Source organism: Acidicapsa dinghuensis (assembly GCF_025685685.1).
Lineage (GTDB): Bacteria > Acidobacteriota > Terriglobia > Terriglobales > Acidobacteriaceae > Acidicapsa > Acidicapsa dinghuensis.
Window position 1 is genome coordinate 13,173 of sequence record NZ_JAGSYH010000004.1, and the last position, 18,580, is coordinate 31,752.

General features: G+C 56.8%; 21 protein-coding genes. 12 read left to right on the top strand and 9 right to left on the bottom strand.

Features of this window, described 5'->3' with window-relative positions:
* Nucleotides 1–35: 35 nt before the first annotated feature.
* The 3 genes from OHL22_RS11045 to OHL22_RS11055 all read right to left on the bottom strand — a co-directional run bounded on the left by OHL22_RS11045 (nucleotide 36) and on the right by OHL22_RS11055 (nucleotide 3,816).
* Complete coding sequence (locus OHL22_RS11045; RefSeq protein WP_263336941.1) at nucleotides 36–848, bottom strand: family 1 encapsulin nanocompartment shell protein; 813 nt, start codon at nucleotides 846–848, stop codon at nucleotides 36–38.
* A complete protein-coding gene (locus OHL22_RS11050) occupies nucleotides 845–1,927 on the bottom strand; it encodes a Dyp-type peroxidase (RefSeq protein WP_263336943.1) in 1,083 nt (360 codons plus the stop codon). Before OHL22_RS11050 ends, OHL22_RS11045 begins: the two co-directional genes overlap by 4 nt.
* Nucleotides 1,928–2,016: 89 nt before the next feature.
* Nucleotides 2,017–3,816 carry a DUF885 domain-containing protein gene (locus OHL22_RS11055; RefSeq protein ID WP_263336945.1) on the bottom strand — a complete coding sequence of 600 codons (1,800 nt, stop codon included), beginning with the start codon at nucleotides 3,814–3,816 and terminating at the stop codon, nucleotides 2,017–2,019.
* Between the two features lie 124 nt (nucleotides 3,817–3,940).
* Here OHL22_RS11055 and OHL22_RS11060 point away from each other — a divergent pair, with 124 nt between their 5' ends.
* From OHL22_RS11060 to OHL22_RS11075, 4 genes are read left to right on the top strand one after another with little or no spacing between them, the layout of a single operon-like run.
* A complete protein-coding gene (locus OHL22_RS11060) occupies nucleotides 3,941–4,723 on the top strand; it encodes a YdeI/OmpD-associated family protein (RefSeq protein WP_263336947.1) in 783 nt (260 codons plus the stop codon).
* Between the two features lie 53 nt (nucleotides 4,724–4,776).
* Nucleotides 4,777–5,190 carry a DUF3224 domain-containing protein gene (locus OHL22_RS11065; protein WP_263336949.1) on the top strand — a complete coding sequence of 138 codons (414 nt, stop codon included), beginning with the start codon at nucleotides 4,777–4,779 and terminating at the stop codon, nucleotides 5,188–5,190.
* A 9-nt stretch (nucleotides 5,191–5,199) separates the two neighbouring features.
* Complete coding sequence (gene plsY / locus OHL22_RS11070; protein WP_263336952.1) at nucleotides 5,200–5,919, top strand: glycerol-3-phosphate 1-O-acyltransferase PlsY; 720 nt, start codon at nucleotides 5,200–5,202, stop codon at nucleotides 5,917–5,919.
* Nucleotides 5,916–6,929 (top strand): NAD(P)H-dependent glycerol-3-phosphate dehydrogenase, encoded by a 1,014-nt coding sequence (locus OHL22_RS11075; RefSeq protein WP_263336955.1) that lies wholly within the window; start codon nucleotides 5,916–5,918, stop codon nucleotides 6,927–6,929. Before plsY ends, OHL22_RS11075 begins: the two co-directional genes overlap by 4 nt.
* A gap of 30 nt (nucleotides 6,930–6,959) precedes the next feature.
* On the opposite strand, the gene OHL22_RS11080 is transcribed toward OHL22_RS11075, so the two are convergent.
* The gene (locus tag OHL22_RS11080) at nucleotides 6,960–7,679 is read right to left on the bottom strand and encodes a hypothetical protein (protein ID WP_263336958.1); all 720 of its coding nucleotides are present in this window, start codon (nucleotides 7,677–7,679) and stop codon (nucleotides 6,960–6,962) included.
* A gap of 184 nt (nucleotides 7,680–7,863) precedes the next feature.
* On the opposite strand from OHL22_RS11080, the gene ftsY reads away from it, so the two are divergent.
* From ftsY to OHL22_RS11095, 3 genes are all read left to right on the top strand, one after another.
* Entirely contained in the window at nucleotides 7,864–8,910 is a 1,047-nt protein-coding gene (ftsY, locus tag OHL22_RS11085; RefSeq protein WP_263336961.1) for a signal recognition particle-docking protein FtsY, read from the top strand.
* A 248-nt stretch (nucleotides 8,911–9,158) separates the two neighbouring features.
* A complete protein-coding gene (ribD, locus tag OHL22_RS11090; RefSeq protein WP_263336964.1) occupies nucleotides 9,159–10,253 on the top strand; it encodes a bifunctional diaminohydroxyphosphoribosylaminopyrimidine deaminase/5-amino-6-(5-phosphoribosylamino)uracil reductase RibD in 1,095 nt (364 codons plus the stop codon).
* A 110-nt stretch (nucleotides 10,254–10,363) separates the two neighbouring features.
* Nucleotides 10,364–10,828 (top strand): GNAT family N-acetyltransferase, encoded by a 465-nt coding sequence (locus OHL22_RS11095; RefSeq protein WP_263336967.1) that lies wholly within the window; start codon nucleotides 10,364–10,366, stop codon nucleotides 10,826–10,828.
* A gap of 54 nt (nucleotides 10,829–10,882) precedes the next feature.
* On the opposite strand, the gene OHL22_RS11100 is transcribed toward OHL22_RS11095, so the two are convergent.
* Nucleotides 10,883–12,616, bottom strand: a complete 1,734-nt coding sequence (locus OHL22_RS11100) for a glycoside hydrolase family 32 protein (RefSeq protein WP_263336969.1) — start codon at nucleotides 12,614–12,616, stop codon at nucleotides 10,883–10,885.
* 148 nt (nucleotides 12,617–12,764) lie between these two features.
* Between OHL22_RS11100 and OHL22_RS11105 the strand changes: the two genes are divergently transcribed.
* Both OHL22_RS11105 and mtgA read left to right on the top strand, forming a co-directional pair.
* A complete protein-coding gene (locus OHL22_RS11105) occupies nucleotides 12,765–13,469 on the top strand; it encodes a riboflavin synthase (RefSeq protein WP_263336971.1) in 705 nt (234 codons plus the stop codon).
* A 73-nt stretch (nucleotides 13,470–13,542) separates the two neighbouring features.
* Nucleotides 13,543–14,259 (top strand): monofunctional biosynthetic peptidoglycan transglycosylase, encoded by a 717-nt coding sequence (gene mtgA, locus OHL22_RS11110; RefSeq protein WP_263336973.1) that lies wholly within the window; start codon nucleotides 13,543–13,545, stop codon nucleotides 14,257–14,259.
* Here mtgA and OHL22_RS11115 read toward each other — a convergent pair whose 3' ends face one another.
* Nucleotides 14,260–15,633 (bottom strand): ATP-binding protein, encoded by a 1,374-nt coding sequence (locus OHL22_RS11115; RefSeq protein WP_263336979.1) that lies wholly within the window; start codon nucleotides 15,631–15,633, stop codon nucleotides 14,260–14,262.
* Nucleotides 15,630–16,328, bottom strand: coding sequence for a response regulator transcription factor (locus OHL22_RS11120; RefSeq protein ID WP_263336981.1), 699 nt, complete (start codon nucleotides 16,326–16,328; stop codon nucleotides 15,630–15,632). The genes OHL22_RS11115 and OHL22_RS11120 overlap by 4 nt, the downstream gene beginning before the upstream one ends.
* Before the next feature lie 145 nt (nucleotides 16,329–16,473).
* On the opposite strand from OHL22_RS11120, the gene OHL22_RS11125 reads away from it, so the two are divergent.
* From OHL22_RS11125 to OHL22_RS11135, 3 genes are read left to right on the top strand one after another with little or no spacing between them, the layout of a single operon-like run.
* A complete protein-coding gene (locus OHL22_RS11125) occupies nucleotides 16,474–16,944 on the top strand; it encodes a Spy/CpxP family protein refolding chaperone (protein WP_263336983.1) in 471 nt (156 codons plus the stop codon).
* A gap of 3 nt (nucleotides 16,945–16,947) precedes the next feature.
* The gene (locus OHL22_RS11130; protein ID WP_263336988.1) at nucleotides 16,948–17,718 is read left to right on the top strand and encodes a DUF4383 domain-containing protein; all 771 of its coding nucleotides are present in this window, start codon (nucleotides 16,948–16,950) and stop codon (nucleotides 17,716–17,718) included.
* Nucleotides 17,719–17,729: 11 nt separating this feature from the next.
* On the top strand, nucleotides 17,730–17,969 hold the full coding sequence (locus OHL22_RS11135; protein ID WP_263336990.1) for a hypothetical protein: 240 nt from the start codon (nucleotides 17,730–17,732) through the stop codon (nucleotides 17,967–17,969).
* 137 nt (nucleotides 17,970–18,106) lie between these two features.
* On the opposite strand, the gene OHL22_RS11140 is transcribed toward OHL22_RS11135, so the two are convergent.
* Complete coding sequence (locus tag OHL22_RS11140) at nucleotides 18,107–18,328, bottom strand: hypothetical protein (RefSeq protein WP_263336993.1); 222 nt, start codon at nucleotides 18,326–18,328, stop codon at nucleotides 18,107–18,109.
* Complete coding sequence (locus OHL22_RS11145; RefSeq protein WP_377819164.1) at nucleotides 18,325–18,537, bottom strand: helix-turn-helix transcriptional regulator; 213 nt, start codon at nucleotides 18,535–18,537, stop codon at nucleotides 18,325–18,327. Before OHL22_RS11145 ends, OHL22_RS11140 begins: the two co-directional genes overlap by 4 nt.
* Between the last annotated feature and the right edge of the window lie 43 nt (nucleotides 18,538–18,580).

The following is an 18,580-nucleotide window of genomic DNA, read 5'->3' on the forward strand; positions in this document are numbered from 1 at the left end:
GGCTTCGGTTCATCAACCTCGCACAAATAAGTCGATTACGAAGCCTTTTGCGATCGCGACAACGCTACGGCAGCTTCTGATGTCAGCATGCGAAAGACAAATGTCTCTTGAAGATACAGCTGCACAGACGACTCGCTATGGCTGAGATATCCGATCGAGACATCCTGCCCGATGCTGAGCTCGAAGTCGCCGCCACGCGTAGTTACGACGAAAGCTCCTTCGATTGCAGGCGCCCAGATCAAATTGCCGTCGACGATGCGCTTCACGTGCTCCAAGACCGGATATCCGTGGTCGCGAGTTTCCGCAAGCGCGGTGTACTCATCGGCACCCAGCACAATTGAGTAAGGACCATTCACGCCGACGAGCCGTAACTGGCTCAATGCGCGCGCAACGGCATCGGGATAATCCCGCACATCCGCGGGCAGCGCATCGATTGGATTGCTGGTGCTCTCACGAATGCCCTGAATGTTTGCGTCGTGATATCCGTCGAAAATGGCCCGATCCTCAGCGAAGGCCAGCGTCCTGGCAGCATCTTTTGCCGGCTGCCAATCCGAGTCATTTGAGCCACGCTCGACATCATCGATTGTCTGCCGCGACAGTTCAAACGGCACGCGCAATTCGACGAGCGGCTTTACCTCGCGTTGCCTTGCGAGTATGCCCTCGCCGGGCGCGGAGATTGGCTTCAAATGCCCTGTTCCGACTCCCGGCAGAGCGATGCCGCCCGCTGGAGGAACATCCACGACGCGACGCCCAGCCAGATATCGCTTCAGCGTTCTTGTCGTCTCTTCCTCAATCTGCTCCCATGCTGCGTCAGAGATAGGCGCCAACTCGCGATGGAGATTATTCATTGCTCGCTCCCTTTCAGTGATCCGATTCTGAGTGATGTATCGCGCGCTGTATCAGGCGCGGGCAAAGGCTTGGCGGAGAGTGGTTCGATCGGCAAAACTTCAGCACTTTCCGTGACCATCGGCAAGTCCGGCGGAACGTTGTCGAGGAATGTTCCGGTCGGTACGAAGAACAGGCTGCCGGTTGCCGGCTTGCTGAAGTCAAGAATGCGATCATAGTTACCGGGCGGGTTGCCGATGAACATGTTCTCGATCATCTGCTCCGTGACGCGCGGCGTGCGGCAGTAGCCGATAAAGTACGTGCCGAATTCGCCGTGCCCTGGACGGCCAAACGGCATATTATCGCGCAGGATCTGCAATTGACGTCCGTTCTCCTCGATATTCGTGAGCGCATTGTGCGCGTACGCAGGCTTGTCCGCGTCACTCAATTCAATATCGGAAAGCTTGCGGCGTCCAATGATCTTTTCCTGCATCTCTGTCGGCAGAGCATTCCATGCCTTGAGGTCATGCAAGTATTTCTGCACGATGACATAGCTGCCGCCTGCGAATGCTGCATCTTCGCTGCCAACGACCGCTGCCTCGCGCGCCGCATCCCCGCGTGGATTTTCCGTGCCATCGACAAAGCCCATCACATCTCGATCATCGAAATAGCGGAAGCCATGCACCTCATCGGCTGTTGTCACTATGTCGCCGATGCTGTCCATGATCTGCGCTGCGAGTTCGAAGCACAGGTCCATACGCCTTGCGCGAATGTGAAAAAGCATGTCTCCCGGTGTGGAGACGGCGTGGCGAGCGCCCGCATGAAACTCGCGAAAGGGATGAAGCTCCGCTGGTCGCGGTGATCCAAAGAGCTTGTCCCATACATCCGACCCAAACCCAGCCACACACGTCAGGCCCGCTTCAACATCGCGAAACTCCACGGCGCGCACCAATCCAGAAAGATTCGCACAGAATGCCCGCACGCGAGCGAACGCATCTTCATCCGGTCGAATGCATAGCACCAGAAAGATCGCCGACCGCGTAAGCGGACCTACTATATTTTGCGGAAGAACAACCTCATTGAGCTCGCTTGGAGGTGTCATTGCTTCGTTCCCAATCTGCATGCCCTTTCGCCCGAGTATCGCACTTTCCGTTGGATTTCATCTTGGATTCACAAGTTTCGCCAATTCGTTTACTTCTGTGCAGCGATCCAGGCAGTTACACGCTGGTCGAGCACGTCAAGAGGAAGCGCGCCAGAGTCCAGCACTTCATCATGAAATGCCTTGATATCAAACTTCGGTTCGAGCGCCTTCTGAGCCTTGTCACGCAGTTCCAGAATCTTCAACTGCCCGATCTTGTAGGCCAACGCCTGGCTCGGCCAAGCAATATAACGGTCCACTTCAGCCTGCACGCTGGTCTCACCGATAGCGGAGTGGTCGTGGAAATAGTCCACCATCTGCTGGCGGGACCAGTGCTGCGAGTGCACACCTGTATCTACGACGAGACGAATGGCGCGCCAGATATCGCCCTCCAGACGCCCGTAGTCCGAGTAAGGATCGGTGTAGAAACCAACGTCCTTGCCCAACCGCTCAGCATAGAGCCCCCAGCCCTCGGTAAAAGCCGTATAGCCGCCATACTTGCGGAACTCCGGAACACCTGTCAGCTCCTGCGCAATTGAGATCTGCAGATGATGCCCCGGCAGTCCCTCGTGATATGCAATCGACTCGACCTCACAAAGATTGCGATCGGAAGCGTTGTAGGTATCCACACGAATGCGCCCTGGCCTGCTGCCGTCCGGTGTGCCAGCTTCGTAGTAAGCATCCGCCGAAGTCTTCTCCAGATAATCCGGTACCGGAGCAACTTCAAAACCAGCCTTCGGCAAGCGTCCAAAGAGCTCCGGCAACTTGGCCTGCATCGGCTTCAGATATCCGCGATAGGCGTCAAGCAGTGCTTCGCGCGAAGCAGGCTTGAGTTTGGGATCGGTCTTCACGTGCTCTTCAAAGCTCTTGAGATCGGCAAAGCCAAGCTTTTTCGCAATGGCCAGCATGTCGGTCTCATCCTTCGCCACTTCGTCCAGACCGATCTGGTGAATCTGCGCAGGAGTCAGGTCAGTCGTCGTTGTTCGCCGGACCAGAAACGCATAGTACTTATCGCCATCCGGCAACGCCCAGATGCCGGGATCGGTGCGCCCGGCAGGCACATACGTCGATTCCATAAACCGCGCCAGCTTCTGGTACGCAGGCAGCACTTGCTTGGCAATCACGTCCAGCATCTCCTGCTTGATGCGTGTCTGATCTGCTGCTGAGATCGAAGCTGGAAACTTCTTCAGCGGCTGCGCCAGTGGTGAGTCTTCCGGCTTTTGATTCGCCAGCTCTTTTACTTGATCGAGTGCTTTCTCCAGCAGAAATTTCGGTGGCACGCGATGATCTTCCACTCCGAGTTCCATATCGTCGGTAGCCTGCTGGAACGCAGTCGGAATCGCCCGCAGCCGCGCGATCCAATCGTCGTAATCTTTGACCGTCTCGAAGCTCAACTGCGGCACCAGCTCCGGATAGGTGGTGTGAATACCGCCCATCTGGTTGATCTGGAATTCCCATTCCTTGAACTGCTCAGCTTCCTGATCATCGGTAAACTGCCGCAAAAGCAAATCGCGGCTAATCTTCTCTTGATCGGTAAACCCAGTAGGGTCGATTGCCGCCAGGCGCATCAGGTATCCCTGCTCGCGCGCCAGGTTTTCGTTAAAGGCTTTCACGGAGTAGTCAGAGATCTGGTCGTTGTACCGCTTGTCGCCAATCGACGAGGCAAACTCAGGCGAGTGCCGCAGATTGTCCTGCCAGACCTCGTCAAAGAGCCGAATCAGCGCCTTGCGCCGGTCCTCGAGCGACTGCGGTACGTTGGCTGCATTGGGATCGACCTGGAGTTTCTGTGCAACGGCCACAAGCGAGGAGAGCGAAAGAAGCACGGCGGAGACTAGGCGAAGACGAGGAGACATTGACGAAAAATCCTTAGAGTGAACATATTGCGGAGATTACGCGACCACTCAGGCTACGCGTGACTGTAAAGCTCAGACAAACCGTTACGTTCAAGGATAGCCGATGGCTCTCTGATGCCCTACAATGCGCTTGCAAGCCATGACTCCCGCAAAGACTTCGCCAAAGAAATCTCCAAGCAGCCCGCCACAGCCGGGACCGAATGCTGTCACGTTTCGCGGCAAGATCGAAACTTACCGCTTCGTGTACGGCGGTGCACCGGCGCGAGGCTGGTCAGCAATTGCCGTTCCCTTCGATCCTCGGGAGCGGTGGCCTGAGATGGAGAACTATCGCATTCGCGGAATGATTGAAGGCGTTCCAATTCGCAACCTGCTGGCGCATCCCAAAGGGTTTGGATTTCTGCTGCCGGTCAATCAGGCGCTGCAGAAGAAGGCTCACATAAGGTCAGGCGATATTGCCGAAGTCTGTCTCTGGCCCGACTTTGAAGACAGCTCCTTGGCGCCGCCAGCAGAGCTGATGAAGCTTTTTCGAGAAGACCGTGAAGTTAAGAAATGGTTCGATAAGATCAATCATTCCTCGCGCAGATATATCTGCGATCAGGTCAATTCGCGTAAGTCAGCGGAGGCGCGTGTGCGCTGTGCTGAGCAATGGGTTGAGTGCATGATGCTTGTGATGGAGGGAGAAATTGAGCCTCCGCCGATACTGCAGGCAGGCTTTCGCCGGCAACCCTTGGCCCGGGAGGGATGGGAGCTCATGACGCCGACTCAGCGGCGCTATACGCTTATGGGCATCTTTATGCATCGAAGTCCTGAGTCGCGAGAAAAACGTGCGCAGCAAGCCATTGTCGATGCACTACAGGTGGCCAGGCGCAGACGCCCCAAAGAGGATATGGAAGAAGAATTCGAATAACGAAATTCTGTGAGAATCAGTCGTCTCAATCCTACGAGGTTATGAGGCAGGATATGCAAATACGAGCCAACGGCACATTTGATGTAAAGATGACTCCACAGGGATGGGCTGAATCGCAGCCGGAAGCGGCTAAGACGCTCGGACGTTTTCTAATCGACAAACAAATTCATGGTGATCTCGAAGCCACGACGCAGGGACAGATGCTCGCCTGTTGCGACGGCAAGCCCAGTTCGTCCGGCGCATATGTAGCCATTGAGCGCGTAACGGGTACGCTGCATGGACGGAGCGGCAGCTTTGCGCTCTGTCACGTTGGCCTCATAGCGCAAGGCGCACCGGAGTTGACGATCAAAGTCGTACCCGGCTCAGGAACAGACGAATTGCATGGCATCGCAGGCGAGTTCAGGATCAAGCGGGACGAAGGCAAGCACAGCTATGAGTTCGACTACACGTTAACCACGGAGCAATAGCCGGAACGGTTGGGTACCGGACCGAGCGCAGCCTTACCTGATAAAGTCGTGGTGATGCACGTTACGAGCACAGTGTGGCTGCACTCGCTGGCGATTGTGGTCGCCGCCTATCTTCTTGGTTCTATTCCGACGGGCTATCTGCTGATGCGAATCTTTCGCAGGCAGGATATTCGTACTCTTGGCAGCGGTAATATCGGCGCGACGAATGTGCTGCGCTCGGGCGCGAAGGGTTTAGGCGCGGCGACATTCCTGCTTGACGTGCTTAAGGGCATGTTGGCTGTATGGGTCGGAGCAAAGATCGGCGCTTCCGGCATTCCCATGATCAGACCGCATGATGCTATGACGCTGGCAGCTCTTTGCGCCGTGCTCGGTCACATGTTCCCCATATGGCTCGGGCTCAAGGGCGGCAAGGGAGTCGCTACGGCATTCGGCGTTTTCATCATGCTCGTGCCTTATGCGGCGCTTGGTTCACTTGTACTCTTCATTGTAGTCTTTGCCATCAGCCGTATCGTTTCGCTGGCGTCGATTCTCGGCACCATCGTGTTTCCTTTGCTTGCCTGGGTGCTCGCGCCGTGGGCCCATACCTATCTGCCGCTTGTTATCATCTGCCTCATCTGCGGATTGATCCTGGTCAAGCATCAGCAGAATATTCTTCGCCTGATGGCGGGCACCGAATACCGCTTCGGTTCAAGTAAGAAGAATCCTCCACCTCCAACGGGAGCGGCATGAGCTCCATCACTGTAATCGGTGCTGGTTCCTGGGGAACAGCGATTGCTCTGTCCCTTGCGGCGAATCCTGAGCACGAGGTTATGTTGTGGCCTCATCGCGCGGAGGCTGCTGCCGTGCTGTTGCGCGATCGCGAAAATCATCAGTATCTGCCCGGCTTTGCACTTCCTGAAGCGCTCAAGATCGTTACAGACGAACGTGAAGCCGTTTCGAGCGCCGAGATACTCGTCTTCGTTACGCCCTCTGAATTTCTGCGCTCGACGGTATCGCGGCTCGCTCCTTACTTGGACTCAGGACAGATTTTGCTGAGCGCGACAAAGGGCATCGAGGACCACTCGCATCTGCGCATGACTCAGGTGATCGCCAGCGCCATCGGAGATGCGGAAGTACCGCCATCTATCGGCGCGTTGAGCGGTCCTTCCTTTGCGCAGGAAGTCGCTGCTGGCATGCCAACGGCGCTCACTGTCGCGTTCTCTGAGCCTGCCGTTGCCACTGCAATTCAGAAGGCGGTTTCAAACCCCTCATTGCGCCTTTACACCAGCGACGATCTCATCGGTGTGGAGATGGGTGGTGCGCTCAAGAATGTAATTGCTATCGCGGCCGGAGTACTTGCGGGTCTTGGGCTTGGGTTGAATTCGGCTGCTGGCCTGATTACACGCGGCATCGCGGAAATGACCCGGCTTGCCGTCGCCTGTGGAGGACGCAGGGAGACCCTGGCAGGCCTCAGCGGTATCGGCGATCTGGTGCTTACCTGCACCGGCTCGCTCTCACGTAACCGCACGGTCGGTTTCGAGCTCGGCCGAGGACGCAAGCTGCCTGAGATTCTCGCAGGTCTTGATGGCAAGGTCGCAGAAGGCGTTCGAACCACTCGCGCAGCTCTTGGGCTGGCACGAAGCCTTGGCGTGGAGATGCCAATCACCGAACAGATGGAACTGATCCTCGATGAAGACAAAGACCCCAAGGCGGCGATCCGTGACCTGATGCTGCGTCCCGGCCGCCACGAAGAGGACTGATCTTCAAGCAGCCGGGATTCAGGTACATTTTTAGTTCTGCGGCTTCTGTGGCGCGGGTTGCTGGGTCGAAGGTTGTTGCGTTGTGGATGGCTTAGGTTTGGGCGTTGTCTTTTTTCTGACAACTTTTTTCTTGGGCGGCACACACGGCTCAGGCTTTGGCGCCGGTGGAGGAGTCGCGAGAGCGGTCTGGAGCGCCTGCTCCTTCTGCCTCAAGGTCACTTGCAGCGTGCCGAATTGCTTGTCCTGGTCTGCCGCTACCGATTGCAACTGAGCATCGAGGATGCTGCGCGAGTGTTCAAGGCCAGCCTGTGCCTGCTGTAGAGACTGCACCTGGTCGGAAGGAGCTGAGATACGGGCCGCATCCACGACCCGCAGAAACACATCGTAGAGAGCGTCCACGTTGCGAGAGAGTGGAAGGGTTTTGCTGATCTGCGCGGGCGCGGAATCGGCGTCTGTCATCAGGCCGGGCAGCCGGTTCTGCATATCGGCCATGATGGAACTGATATGGTCCTGCGCCTCCTGCCGCACGTTGCCGCGCTTCCATTTGTCGAGATTGAGGGAGCTGATGGAGCTCTTCAATCCATCCAGAGATGGTTGCAGGATCGCCGATGGTTTCTGAACGGCAGTCGCTGGTGCAGATTGAGCAGGGGCTGGAGCCGGGTTAGGAGTGAGAGCCGGTTGCTGAGCAATCGAACCGACAGAAAGGGTAACAATCGCCGCGCTTAAGGCGGCTAAGTAAAAAGTCCGCATCTGTTTTATCTTCCTGCAAACGTCTGATGCTCGCAAAGCGTAAACCGTAAGCTGAACAATCGAGATCGGGGAAAAAAGTTGCCTCGCGCCGATAATTTTTGGGAGCTAGCTGCTTTCCGCACACCAAAGCAGTGAGAACCGGGAACAGCAACGCGGCTGGTAGACTCAAAACTGGATAGCGAGCATGTTTTCAAGGCTTTTTGGCGGGAAAAAAGACGAGCAGGTCGAAGAATCAGAAGCGTTAGAGCAGGTTCCAGAACCAGAAAAGGTTGCTGAAGAACCAGAAGCTGAGGCGCGAGGCAGATTCGGTTTCGGGTCGGGCTTTCTGGACCGGATGCGGCAGGCGGTTACGCGCACCCGCGAGTCGCTTTCGTCGCGGCTGGAAGGGGTACTGGCGCTCACACGGACCGTCGATGAGTCGGCGTTGGAAGATCTTGAATCTGCGCTACTTACGAGCGATCTCGGGCTGCCGACGACGACCGCGATCCTGGATCAATTGCGTGACCACGCGCGACGCAAGGATATCGACGGCGGCGAGGAGCTGAGGGAGCTGCTGAAAGAGCAGATTCAGGCGATTCTGGAGGCTCCGGCGCGACCAATTGTTGAGCCTGCTGAGCCACCGAAAGTTATCTTTCTGGTGGGCGTAAACGGGACTGGAAAGACCACCACTACGGGCAAGTTGGCTGCCTGGTATCGCGCTGAAAACAAAAGCGTTCTGCTATGTGCGGCTGACACTTTCCGCGCGGCGGCGATTGAGCAGCTTGAGGTTTGGGCTGGGCGGTCGGGCGTGGAGATGATTCGCAGCCGCCAGGGAGCCGATCCGGCGGCGGTGCTGTATGACGCTGTCGCGGCGGCGAAAGCACGATCTGCCGACATTCTTGTCGTGGATACGGCGGGCCGTCTGCACACGAAATCGGGCTTGATGGATGAGCTTGAGAAGATGCGCCGAACGGCTAAACGATTGATTCCAGAGGCTCCGCACGAGGTGCTGCTGGTGATGGACGCCACCACCGGGCAGAACGGGCTGCAGCAGGCGAGGCTGTTTACCGAGGCTTCCGGCGTGACAGGGATTGTGCTGACTAAGCTGGATGGAACGGCGAAAGGCGGCATTGCTGTCGCGATTGCTCGGGAGTTGAATCTGCCGGTGCGGTTTGTTGGTGTGGGCGAGAAGATTGGCGATCTGCTGGAATTCGACCCTGCGGCTTTTGCGGATTCTCTGTTGAGCAAGTAGTGGCCTGATTTCCGGATCGATCCGCTGCGCAATCGGCGTCGGACGTTGCGCAATATTTGTACGACGATGCGCAATCGCTGTCGGACACTGCGCAATCTTCGTTGGACGTTGCGCAATCCTTATGCGACGAAGCGTAATCTTTGTTGCGGAGGCAATCAGGGGGTACGGCTTTTGGCGATGCTCCCAGGCTCGCACATCAGATGAACCACGATTCGGAAATTTCAACTCAGGAAATTGATCGCCCTTGGATGCTGCGTGCACTGGAGCTTGCGGCCCAGGGCATAAGCCTCTGCTCGCCCAACCCTGTCGTAGGCTGCGTGATTCTGGATAAGAATGGCGCACTTGCTGGGGAGGGCTGGCATGAATATGAGAGACGCGACCACGCTGAAGTGGTCGCGTTACGCTCGGCAGGTGACCGCGCCCGCGGAGGCACCGCGTACGTGACGCTTGAGCCGTGCAATCACACCGGACGGACCGGTCCCTGCTCTGAGGCACTGATTGCTGCGGGGGTGAAACGAGTGGTGGCGGCAACGCTCGATCCGAATTCGTTGACGGCGGGGCGCGGCGTGCGCAGGCTGCGCGAGGCGGGGGTCGTGGTTGAAGCTGGCTTGTGCGAGGCAGAAGCGCGGCGGATGAACGAGGGATTTGCCAAGTGGATTGTGACGCGCCGGCCACTGGTGCTGATGAAGGTGGCAATGACGCTGGATGGGCGCATTGCTCCTCCGGCGGGGCATCACAAGCAGCGGCAGCCGTATTGGATTACCGGTGAGGCTTCGCGGGCCACGGTGCAGACGCTGCGCTGGATGGCTGACGCGGTACTGACCGGTGTGGATACGGTGATCGAGGACGATCCGATGATGACGGACCGTAGTGGGATGCCGCGGCGCAGGCCTCTTTTGCGTGTGATCCTCGATTCGGCGCTGCGGATGCCTCTCGATTCAAAACTGGTGAAGACTGCTAATCAGGACGTGATGGTCGCGACAGTCAGCCAGGATCAGAAGCGAATTGAGGCGTTAACGGAGCGAGGAGTGCGCGTGGAAGTGCTGGCTTCGGAGGCTGGGCGGGTTTCGCTGCCAAAGCTGTTTGAGAAGCTTGGAGCTGAGTGTGTGCTCACGCTGCTAACAGAGACAGGAACGCGGCTCAACACTGCGCTGTTGGCTGGCGGTCTCGTGGATCGGATCAAGATTTTCTGCTCACCGCAGATCATGGGTTCCGATGCAGTGCCGGCGTTTCGCGGGCTTAGCCCGGCGGTGAATCTTGAGCACGCAGAGATTGAGCGGCATGGGAATGACTTCAGCGTGAGCGCGCTACTGCGTGATCCGTGGAGTGAGGCTGCGAGGTGAGTGCAAGGGCCGAAGCGGCGCGGCTTTTGGTTCGGCCTGTGATTCCAGAGCTTTGGCCAGCACTCGAAGATTTGTTTGGTGAGCGTGGAGCGTGCGCTGGCTGTTGGTGTATGTATTGGCGGATCGGCGCGGCCTACCGCAAGCGACCCGCGAGTGAAAATCGCAATGAATTTCAAGCCCTCGTGAGAGAGGGTCCGGCACCGGGTTTGCTGGCTTTTGCTGGAGAACTTGCGGTGGGGTGGTGCCAGGTAACTCCGCGCGATGCGCTGTCGTGGATCGACAAAACGTGGCGATTGAAACGAGCGGATGATGTGCCGGTATGGGCTATTTCCTGCTTTTATGTGCGTAAGGGATGGAGACGCAAGGGAGTGACGCGGGCGCTGATTGATGGCGCTGTGGAGAAGGCGAAGGCTGCAGGTGCGCCAGCTATAGAAGCTTATCCCTTGGATGGCACGGTTTCACCAAGCTCTACCAGCACCGGGTATGCTTCGACATTTCTGCGAGCAGGGTTTCGCGAGGTAGCCCGGTGGTCGCCAGAGAAGCCGATCATGCGATATGAACTTAGAGGAAAATGAGCGCTCCATACCTGCAACTCTCTGTTGTCGCGCAGCTCGAGGTTGAATTGCTCATCATCGGCCTTTTTCCTGACCAGCCCACATAGACTTCATCTCGCTTATCTGCAAGCGATTGATTTGGGTCGTATCACTTCCAGCTGCGAGTTCGAGGCCGTGGGCGCAGGTGCCGGTGGACAGCTCTCTTACGAGATAGCGTGCGCCTTGATCGACAAAAATCTCTGCTACTCCTTTGTCGATCAATATCTCGATAGAACCGCTGCCACTCTGCAGCTCTTCGGATTGGATTGTGGCAATCGGATTTCCGTTGTAGCGAATGGAGAGCGCATCATTGGTCGCGAGCGCGACGTTGAGGCTCACGTCGAGAGGATTCGATCCGGCTTCGTTCAACGCTCGATTGGCATCGGTTAGCGTCAAGGATGACAGCGTTTTTGTTGTCCGATGCAGCTTCTCTATTTCCGCAATGGGAGTCGCGCGCATTCTGAGGCCATCTTGCGTGGTTACCAGCTTGAACTCCGTGGGAAACAGCATCATTTGGGTGAAAGGCATTCCCTCAAACTTGATTCTTCCCCATGCCATTTGAATTCGCCTGCCATCGGGCATTTCAGCGAAGGATTGCGCCGCATAGAGAGCATCGTCCCCGTGGAGGTTTTTGCCTTCTGCGTAGTGAAGCTCTGGAGATTCCGGCGTGAACGATTCGCCGTCAAAGCTGCCGATGTAGTAGTTTACTGAGCCTCCGTGAAGAATCCACTTGGTGCGGTGGGGATCTCCATCGACTGGGAGCTCAAAAAGATCGGGACACTCGTAGAGGCCTTTAAAATGGCTCTTTCGCGTCCATTGCTTCAGATCGTTGGAAGTGAAGATGGACAAGCCATCCTTTTCAAACAGGACCATGACCCAATGATGGGTTGGCTCGTACCAGAAGACATGTGGATCTCTTGTGTCGTTGGAGCCCACTTCGCGATTGGTGTCGAGAACTGGATTGCCAGTGTAGCGAGTGAAGGTGACTCCGTTATCTGTGCTGTAGGCGATGCACTGCACCTGCTTTTTTGTGTGTCGATCAAAGGCCGTATAGAAGAGCACGAGAGCATCTTTGCCCCATCCTCCGACATTGTTGTGATCAACAAAGCTGCTGCCGGACCAGGGTGAGCCGAGGTGGTCAAGCATGAGTGCGGGGGCAAGTTCGCGCCAATGAACGAGGTCTTTGCTCACAGCGTGTCCCCAGTACATGAAGCCCGTGTCCCAGTTGTTGCCAAAGGGGAATGCCTGCCAGAAAAGATGGTATTGGCCCCGGTAGAAGATTGGGCCATTTACGTCGTTGTTCCAACCGCGTTTCACGGTGAAGTGGAACTGAGGACGATCACGTTCTTTGTAAAGGGTGTTTGCTCCTTCGATCTTGTCTGACTGATAGATACGATTGAGAGCGGCCTGTGAGGATGGACCTGAGAGCGTAATGGTCTGCCCTTTGAACTGGCTGACGTCGATGAATATCCAGTAGTCAGGAGATTGCTCTGCCAACTGTGCGGGGAACTCACGCTTTTGAACGCCATCGACCTGGATTTGAAAGACGTGCATTTCACTCGAATTTGCGATTGGGATATTGAGGTAGTGCTTTGAGATGTGGAGTGTTCTGCTTTGCGCGAGAAGACAGATCGGGGCAGTGAGTAGAACGATTGCGAGAGCAGTGCGAAGGGAGCGGAAACGAAGTTGCTGCTTCACGCCATGCGAGCATCGCGGATCGTTGCTATTCCCGGTAAGTACGAGAGGTGCGAAAGGAAGTCTGAACTGCACAAATGTCCTCCAACCGAGAATTTTCCAGGAATCAAATGACCGCGTTGATCAGCGAACGGGAGTCAACGAACAATGTCCATGCTAGTGGATGAAAGCCGGCAGCCGCATGGTAGCTTGAAGTTGCACCGCGAAGGGGTAAGCTGGAGATATGTTTACGGGAATTGTTGAGCGAACGGGAACGATTGTCGGCGTGGTGGAACACGGTGCAGTGAAGCGCATTACCGTAGATGCTCCGGAGTTGGCGGGGACGCTACGTGAGGGAGACTCGCTGGCGGTGTCGGGTGTGTGCCTGACGGCGCTGGAGGTGAATCCTCGGTATTTTTATGCGGACCTTGCGGCGGAGACGCTGGAGCGGACTTCGCTTGGATCGCTGAAGGCGGGATCGAAGGTGAACCTTGAATTGCCGACGGCGGCTGGTGCTCCGCTGGGTGGGCATATCGTGCAGGGGCACGTGGATGGGACTGGAACGCTGGTTTCGCTGGAACCGGTGGCTCCGCTGACCACGACTACGACGGCGGAAGAACTGGAAGCGGCACGCGAAACAACGGACTGGTGGCTTACGGTGAGAGTGCCGGAGCACGTGCGCGGATTCCTGGTGGAAAAGGGATCGGTGGCGATTGAGGGCATCAGCCTGACGATTGCGAAGACGACGATTCCCGAGGGCGGGGATACGATCTCGGTTGCGATTTTGCCGCTGACGTACTGGAGAACGAATCTGCATACGCTGAGCGCGGGCGCGCCGGTGAATGTAGAGGCGGATGTGTTGATGAAGCTGGCTGTACAGCGGATGGACACTGCGAAGAAGGCGGAGTTTGAAATTACGGAAGAGTGGCTGGTGACGAATGGCTATTGATGATTACATCTGGCACGTTTCTTTCTGAAATGCGTTCGTTCGTCTCTGTGATGCAAGCCATTATCCTGAGTTTGTGAGTGTACGAGCTGCCACACCTGCGTGGTTTCCGCGTCAGTGGAACCGGAAGAAAGTGATTGTTGCTGCGCTGATTGGGATTGGCGTTGTCCTCGTTGGTATGTGGTTGCTGGCGGCGGTTACGCTGGTGCTTTATCGATGGGTTGATCCGCCGACGACTGCGGTGCATGTGGAGCGGCGGTTTGAGGCGTGGGTTCACGACAAGCCGTATCACGAACGCTATGAATTTGTGCCGATGAACCGGATCTCGGTGAATCTGCAGCATGCGGTGGTGGCCGCGGAAGATGCGCGGTTTTATCAGCATCATGGGTTCGACTGGCACGCGATGGAGCTTGCTGCCGAGAACGACATGGATGGTGGACGGCTGCGCGGCGGGTCGACGATTACGCAGCAGCTTGTGAAGAATCTCTTCCTGGGGACGAGCCGTTCGCTGCTGCGTAAGGGAGTGGAGTTCACGCTGGTGCCGGTGGCGGAGCTGGTGCTGGGCAAGCGGCGCATTCTGGAGCTTTACCTGAATGAGGTGGAGTGGGGGCCGGGTGTGTATGGTGCCGAGGCCGCATGCGAGTATCACTATCGGACTTCAGCGCGGAACATCAGTGCGGAAGAAGCGGCACGGCTGGCGGCTGTTTTGCCTGCCCCGCTGAAGCGAAAGCCTGAGCGGATGAACCGTTATACGGGGATCATTCTGGAGCGGGAGCGGCAGATGGGGTGGTAGCTAGGCAGTGATAGCATCCGCGGATGGCAGGAGGATCTCGACGCAGAGACCGCCTGCGTTGTGGGCGCGGATTGTGCCGCCGTGCAGGCGAATAACGCGATCTGCGATGGCGAGGCCAAGGCCTGCGCCGCCGGACTGGCGGTCGCGGTCTGTACCGACGCGATAGAAGGGCCTGAAGATGTTGGCAAGATCGGACTCGGGAACGCCTGGGCCGTGGTCGTGGATGGATAGCTGGACGAAGGGCTTGCCTTGTTCCGTTACGTGCTGCAGATGGACCTCGACGGATGTTTCGGGCGGCGTGTAGCGGATTGCATTGCGCATGATGTTTTCTATCGCGCTGTGAAGCAGTTCGGGGTTTCCGTTGACGAGGAATGGCTGTTGTGCGGTGAAGCTGACGGCGTTGCTGCGGTCGCGTGATTCGAACTCTGCACTGCGCACGACGGATGCTACGAGATCGGTGAGATCGATCCGCTCTGTTTGCAATTCGCCGAGGAAGGTGTCGAGCTTTGCCATGGTCAGCATGCGGCCGATCATTTCGTCCATGCGGGCGAGATCCTGCTCGGCCTGATCGAAGGCGGGATCACTGCCTTTGCGCTCGCGGACGATGTCGAGCGCGATATTGAGCCTGGCGAGCGGTGATCGTAGTTCGTGCGAGAGATCATAGGTGAGCTGACGCTGGCGAGATATGAGCTCTTCGATCTGAGTGGCCATGGTATTGAAGTCGCGCACCAGAGAGCCTAGCTCGTCATTGCGCTGCTCCAGCGCGTGCGAGGCACGTGTGCTGAGGTCGCCAGCGGCGAGACTGTGCGAGGCCTTGCGCAGATGCAGAACCGGATCGGTGAGATAGCGGGTGAGTAGGTAACAGATGCAGAAGGAGACGAGAATCGCGATGGAGACACGGGTGAGGACGGCAGCTTTGCTGACGGTGGAGACGGAGGTGGGAATTTCAGCGGCGTAGATGTATCGCTTGCCGCTTGTGCTTTGCAGCGGCACCGCGGCGCTGGCTACGTGATTTCGCAAGATGACTTGTGGTTTGCCGGTAGAGATAGCTCGTGTTATGTCATCGAGGAAGAGTGTGCAGCCTCCGTCGGCAATTGTGTTTCCTGCGTTGTCGGTGAGACAGGCATGCGTGTGGGTGCGATTGCCTAGATCCTGCATATAGGCAGTTGCCGCAGTTGCGCCGTGAAGCTCGGCCTCCTCGATTGCTGATGTGCCGGCGTAGCGGGCTATTTGCAGGATGTTCTCATGCCATGGAGACGAGGTGTGCTGCGGTTCGAAAATGAATGTTATTACGATAGCTACGACGATGGCGACAACAGTCGCCCAGAAACAGAGGAATATCTTCCAGAACAACTTGCGGATAGGCAGCTTCATCTTGCCTCGGATCGGACGGCGAAGAGATAGCCGCTGCCGCGAATGGTCTTGATGCGCTCGCCTGCGTCAGCTACCAGCGCCAGCTTGCGGCGCACGTTGCTTACGTGGACGTCGATAACGCGGTCGAAGGGACCTAGTTTGCGACCTAGAACTGATTCAGTGAGATCGTCGCGCGTGAGCACCTGCCCGGCATGGTCGAGAAGCGCTTCGAGCAAGGTGAATTCCACGCTGGTGAGATCGATGCGCTTGTCTGCGATCCACGCTTCGCGTGCGGTGCGATCGAGACGCATGTCTTCGACGATCAAGGGAGCAGCGGCATTCTTTACATGCTGTGTGCGACGAAGAATCGCGCGAATGCGGGCGATCAGTTCACGGGGATTGAAGGGCTTGGGAAGGTAATCATCGGCTCCGATTTCGAGGCCTACGATGCGGTCCACGTCATCGCCGCGCGCTGTGAGGATGAGGATGGGAACGGCGGAGCGCTCTCGCACATGACGCAAGACGTCGAGGCCCATCATACCCGGCAGCATGAGATCGAGGATGACGAGGGCGTAGTCCTGCGAGAGCACGAGGTCGAGGCCGCGCTGCCCGTTGTGAACTGCTTCGATCGCGAAGTCTTCTGAGTGAAGACGCTCGGCGAGAAGACGGCACAGGTCTACATCGTCATCAATGATCAGCACTCTGGCGATGGCCATGAAGGACTACTCCGACTCTTCATGGTAGTGCGTAGACGCGCGCAAATACTGGTCTTTACAAAACTTTATGCAGCTTAAACAAGCTTGACGGCACGTGCATTGAGCCGGTGCTGGAATGAAGTTGCAAGCAGAAGGAGTTGTTGCGATGAAGAGGATTATCACGATTTCAGTAGTTGTCGCGGTGCTGACGATTGCCGGCCTGGCAGTGGCAAGAGCCAATACGCGCGGATGGCATGGATGCATTGGTCATCGATGGGGGCATTGGGGGCCTGCGGCATATCTGGGGCATGAACTTGACTTGAGCGATGCGCAGAAGAAGCAAATTGCATCGATGTGGCAAACGGAAAAGCCTGCGGTCGCAGGGCTGGTTCAGGAGCTAGCGGCAGAGAGTCATGAGATGCATGGCGCAACAGCAAACGGCGCGACCGATGAAAGCAAGGTGCAGGAGATTGCGGCGCGGCAGGGCGTGACGCTGTCGAAGCTGATCGTGGAGAAGGAGCACTTCACTGCGAAGGTTTACGCAAATGTGCTGACTGCAGAACAACGGCAGAAGGCAGACAAGCTGCAAGGCGAGTGGGGCGAACGGCTAGAGCATATCGGCAAGGGAATGGAGTAGATGATGACGAAATTTACGATGCTAACCAAGATCACTATGGCCGCGCTTGTTGCGCTGGCAATTGCGCTGTGGATACAGTGGCTTTCGGGCGATCCCTCCTATCCGAAATTTCCTCCGGGGCCTGTGATCTTTCTTGCAATTGTCGGGGTCATGGCATGGGGCAGGCGGTGGTGGTGGACGCCAGCGCTTGGTGCGCTGATTGCGTTGCTTGTAACGTCTGGTTCTTTTGCGCGGATGCCTGCGGAGATTGTTCGGCTGACACATCCCGGATCATTGGGACATTTTGCCGCGGGTATTTTTGTGGGCAAGGTGTTGCAGCTGGTTGCGCTTGTGGTGGCGGATGTGGCAGGTGTCGCTGCAACGATACAAAATTACAGACGCAGGACAACCACGGGCGATGGCGCGCAGATGGCCTGCCGGTTTTTCGGCGGAATCTTCGTGCTGATGTGTGCGCTGGTGATGGCGGGCGGAATAGGCGACAGATATCACAATCTTATGCATCTTGTCTGGGGAGCTTTGGCGCTGGGAGTAAGTTTTCTAGGTGCCACTGCATCCAAACGGTATTGCATTGGGTCGGGATTGTTCTATCTGACGCTGGCGATGCTGGGGCTGGTGTTGGGAAATTCGGCGATGAACAGGGCATGGTATTTCGGACCGATTATGCTGCACACGGGAGACGATATCTTTCACCTGGTGCTTGGCTCGATCTTCCTTGCGATTGGGATTTTTTCCGGACGGGAGCAGAAGCTGCACACTCTGCAGCATGCCGAGTGATAGGCCTCGCTATGCAGATCGTAGTTTTCACAAAAAACTCTTGCAGAGAGCAGGCCGCCTGGCTTGCCGTGACGTTGCCTGCTCTGCTGAGCGCCCGATGTGTTGCAGGTGCTGATGCAGCAGATCTGTATCTGACGGTACTACGCCTGACGACTCTGCGCCTGACGATGCCGGCGAATGAGGCGCAGCAACTGGAATTGGATAGCGATATAAATTCCCAGAAACAGGCCGCGCAGAAAATGCACGGGTGACGGGCTTAGGCCAAAGGTTATGTCCAGACTTTGCGAACCTAATGAGACCAGCAAGCAGCAAGCGGCGAAGATTTGCAGGACAGCAATGCGACGGTCCTTGAACGAAGGAAGACACATGGTTGTTTCTCCAAGAGCAATTAATCGTTGAAGTGATACCAGGCCATCGCGGCGAGCTTGACGACGACCATGGCGAGCAAAACGGACATCAATTCCCATGCGATGCGGTGATTGCGGATCAACTCGTACTCGAATAAACCACCACTCACGATTGCCGCGGCCATTGCGGCAATGCTGGTCGAACGGCGTCGATGATCGAGGAATCGCTCATCGATGTTGATGCCCAGGATGCGACGTGTCACTCGGACTCCTCCAAGGCGAAAATTGCCTCTACCGGGCACTGAAAGACACGCGCCAGAAGCAGAGCCAGCGGCAGGCTCGGTACATATCGCCCTCGTTCGATGGAAATGATGCTTTGTCGTGAAACTCCGACAGCATCGGCGAGATATTCCTGCGTCCAGTCACGCGCGGAACGAAGATCTTTCAGCCGATTTTGAATAGCGGGATTCACGTAAAGCCTGCTTTACATGAAAGTAGGTCTTTACGCAGAAAAT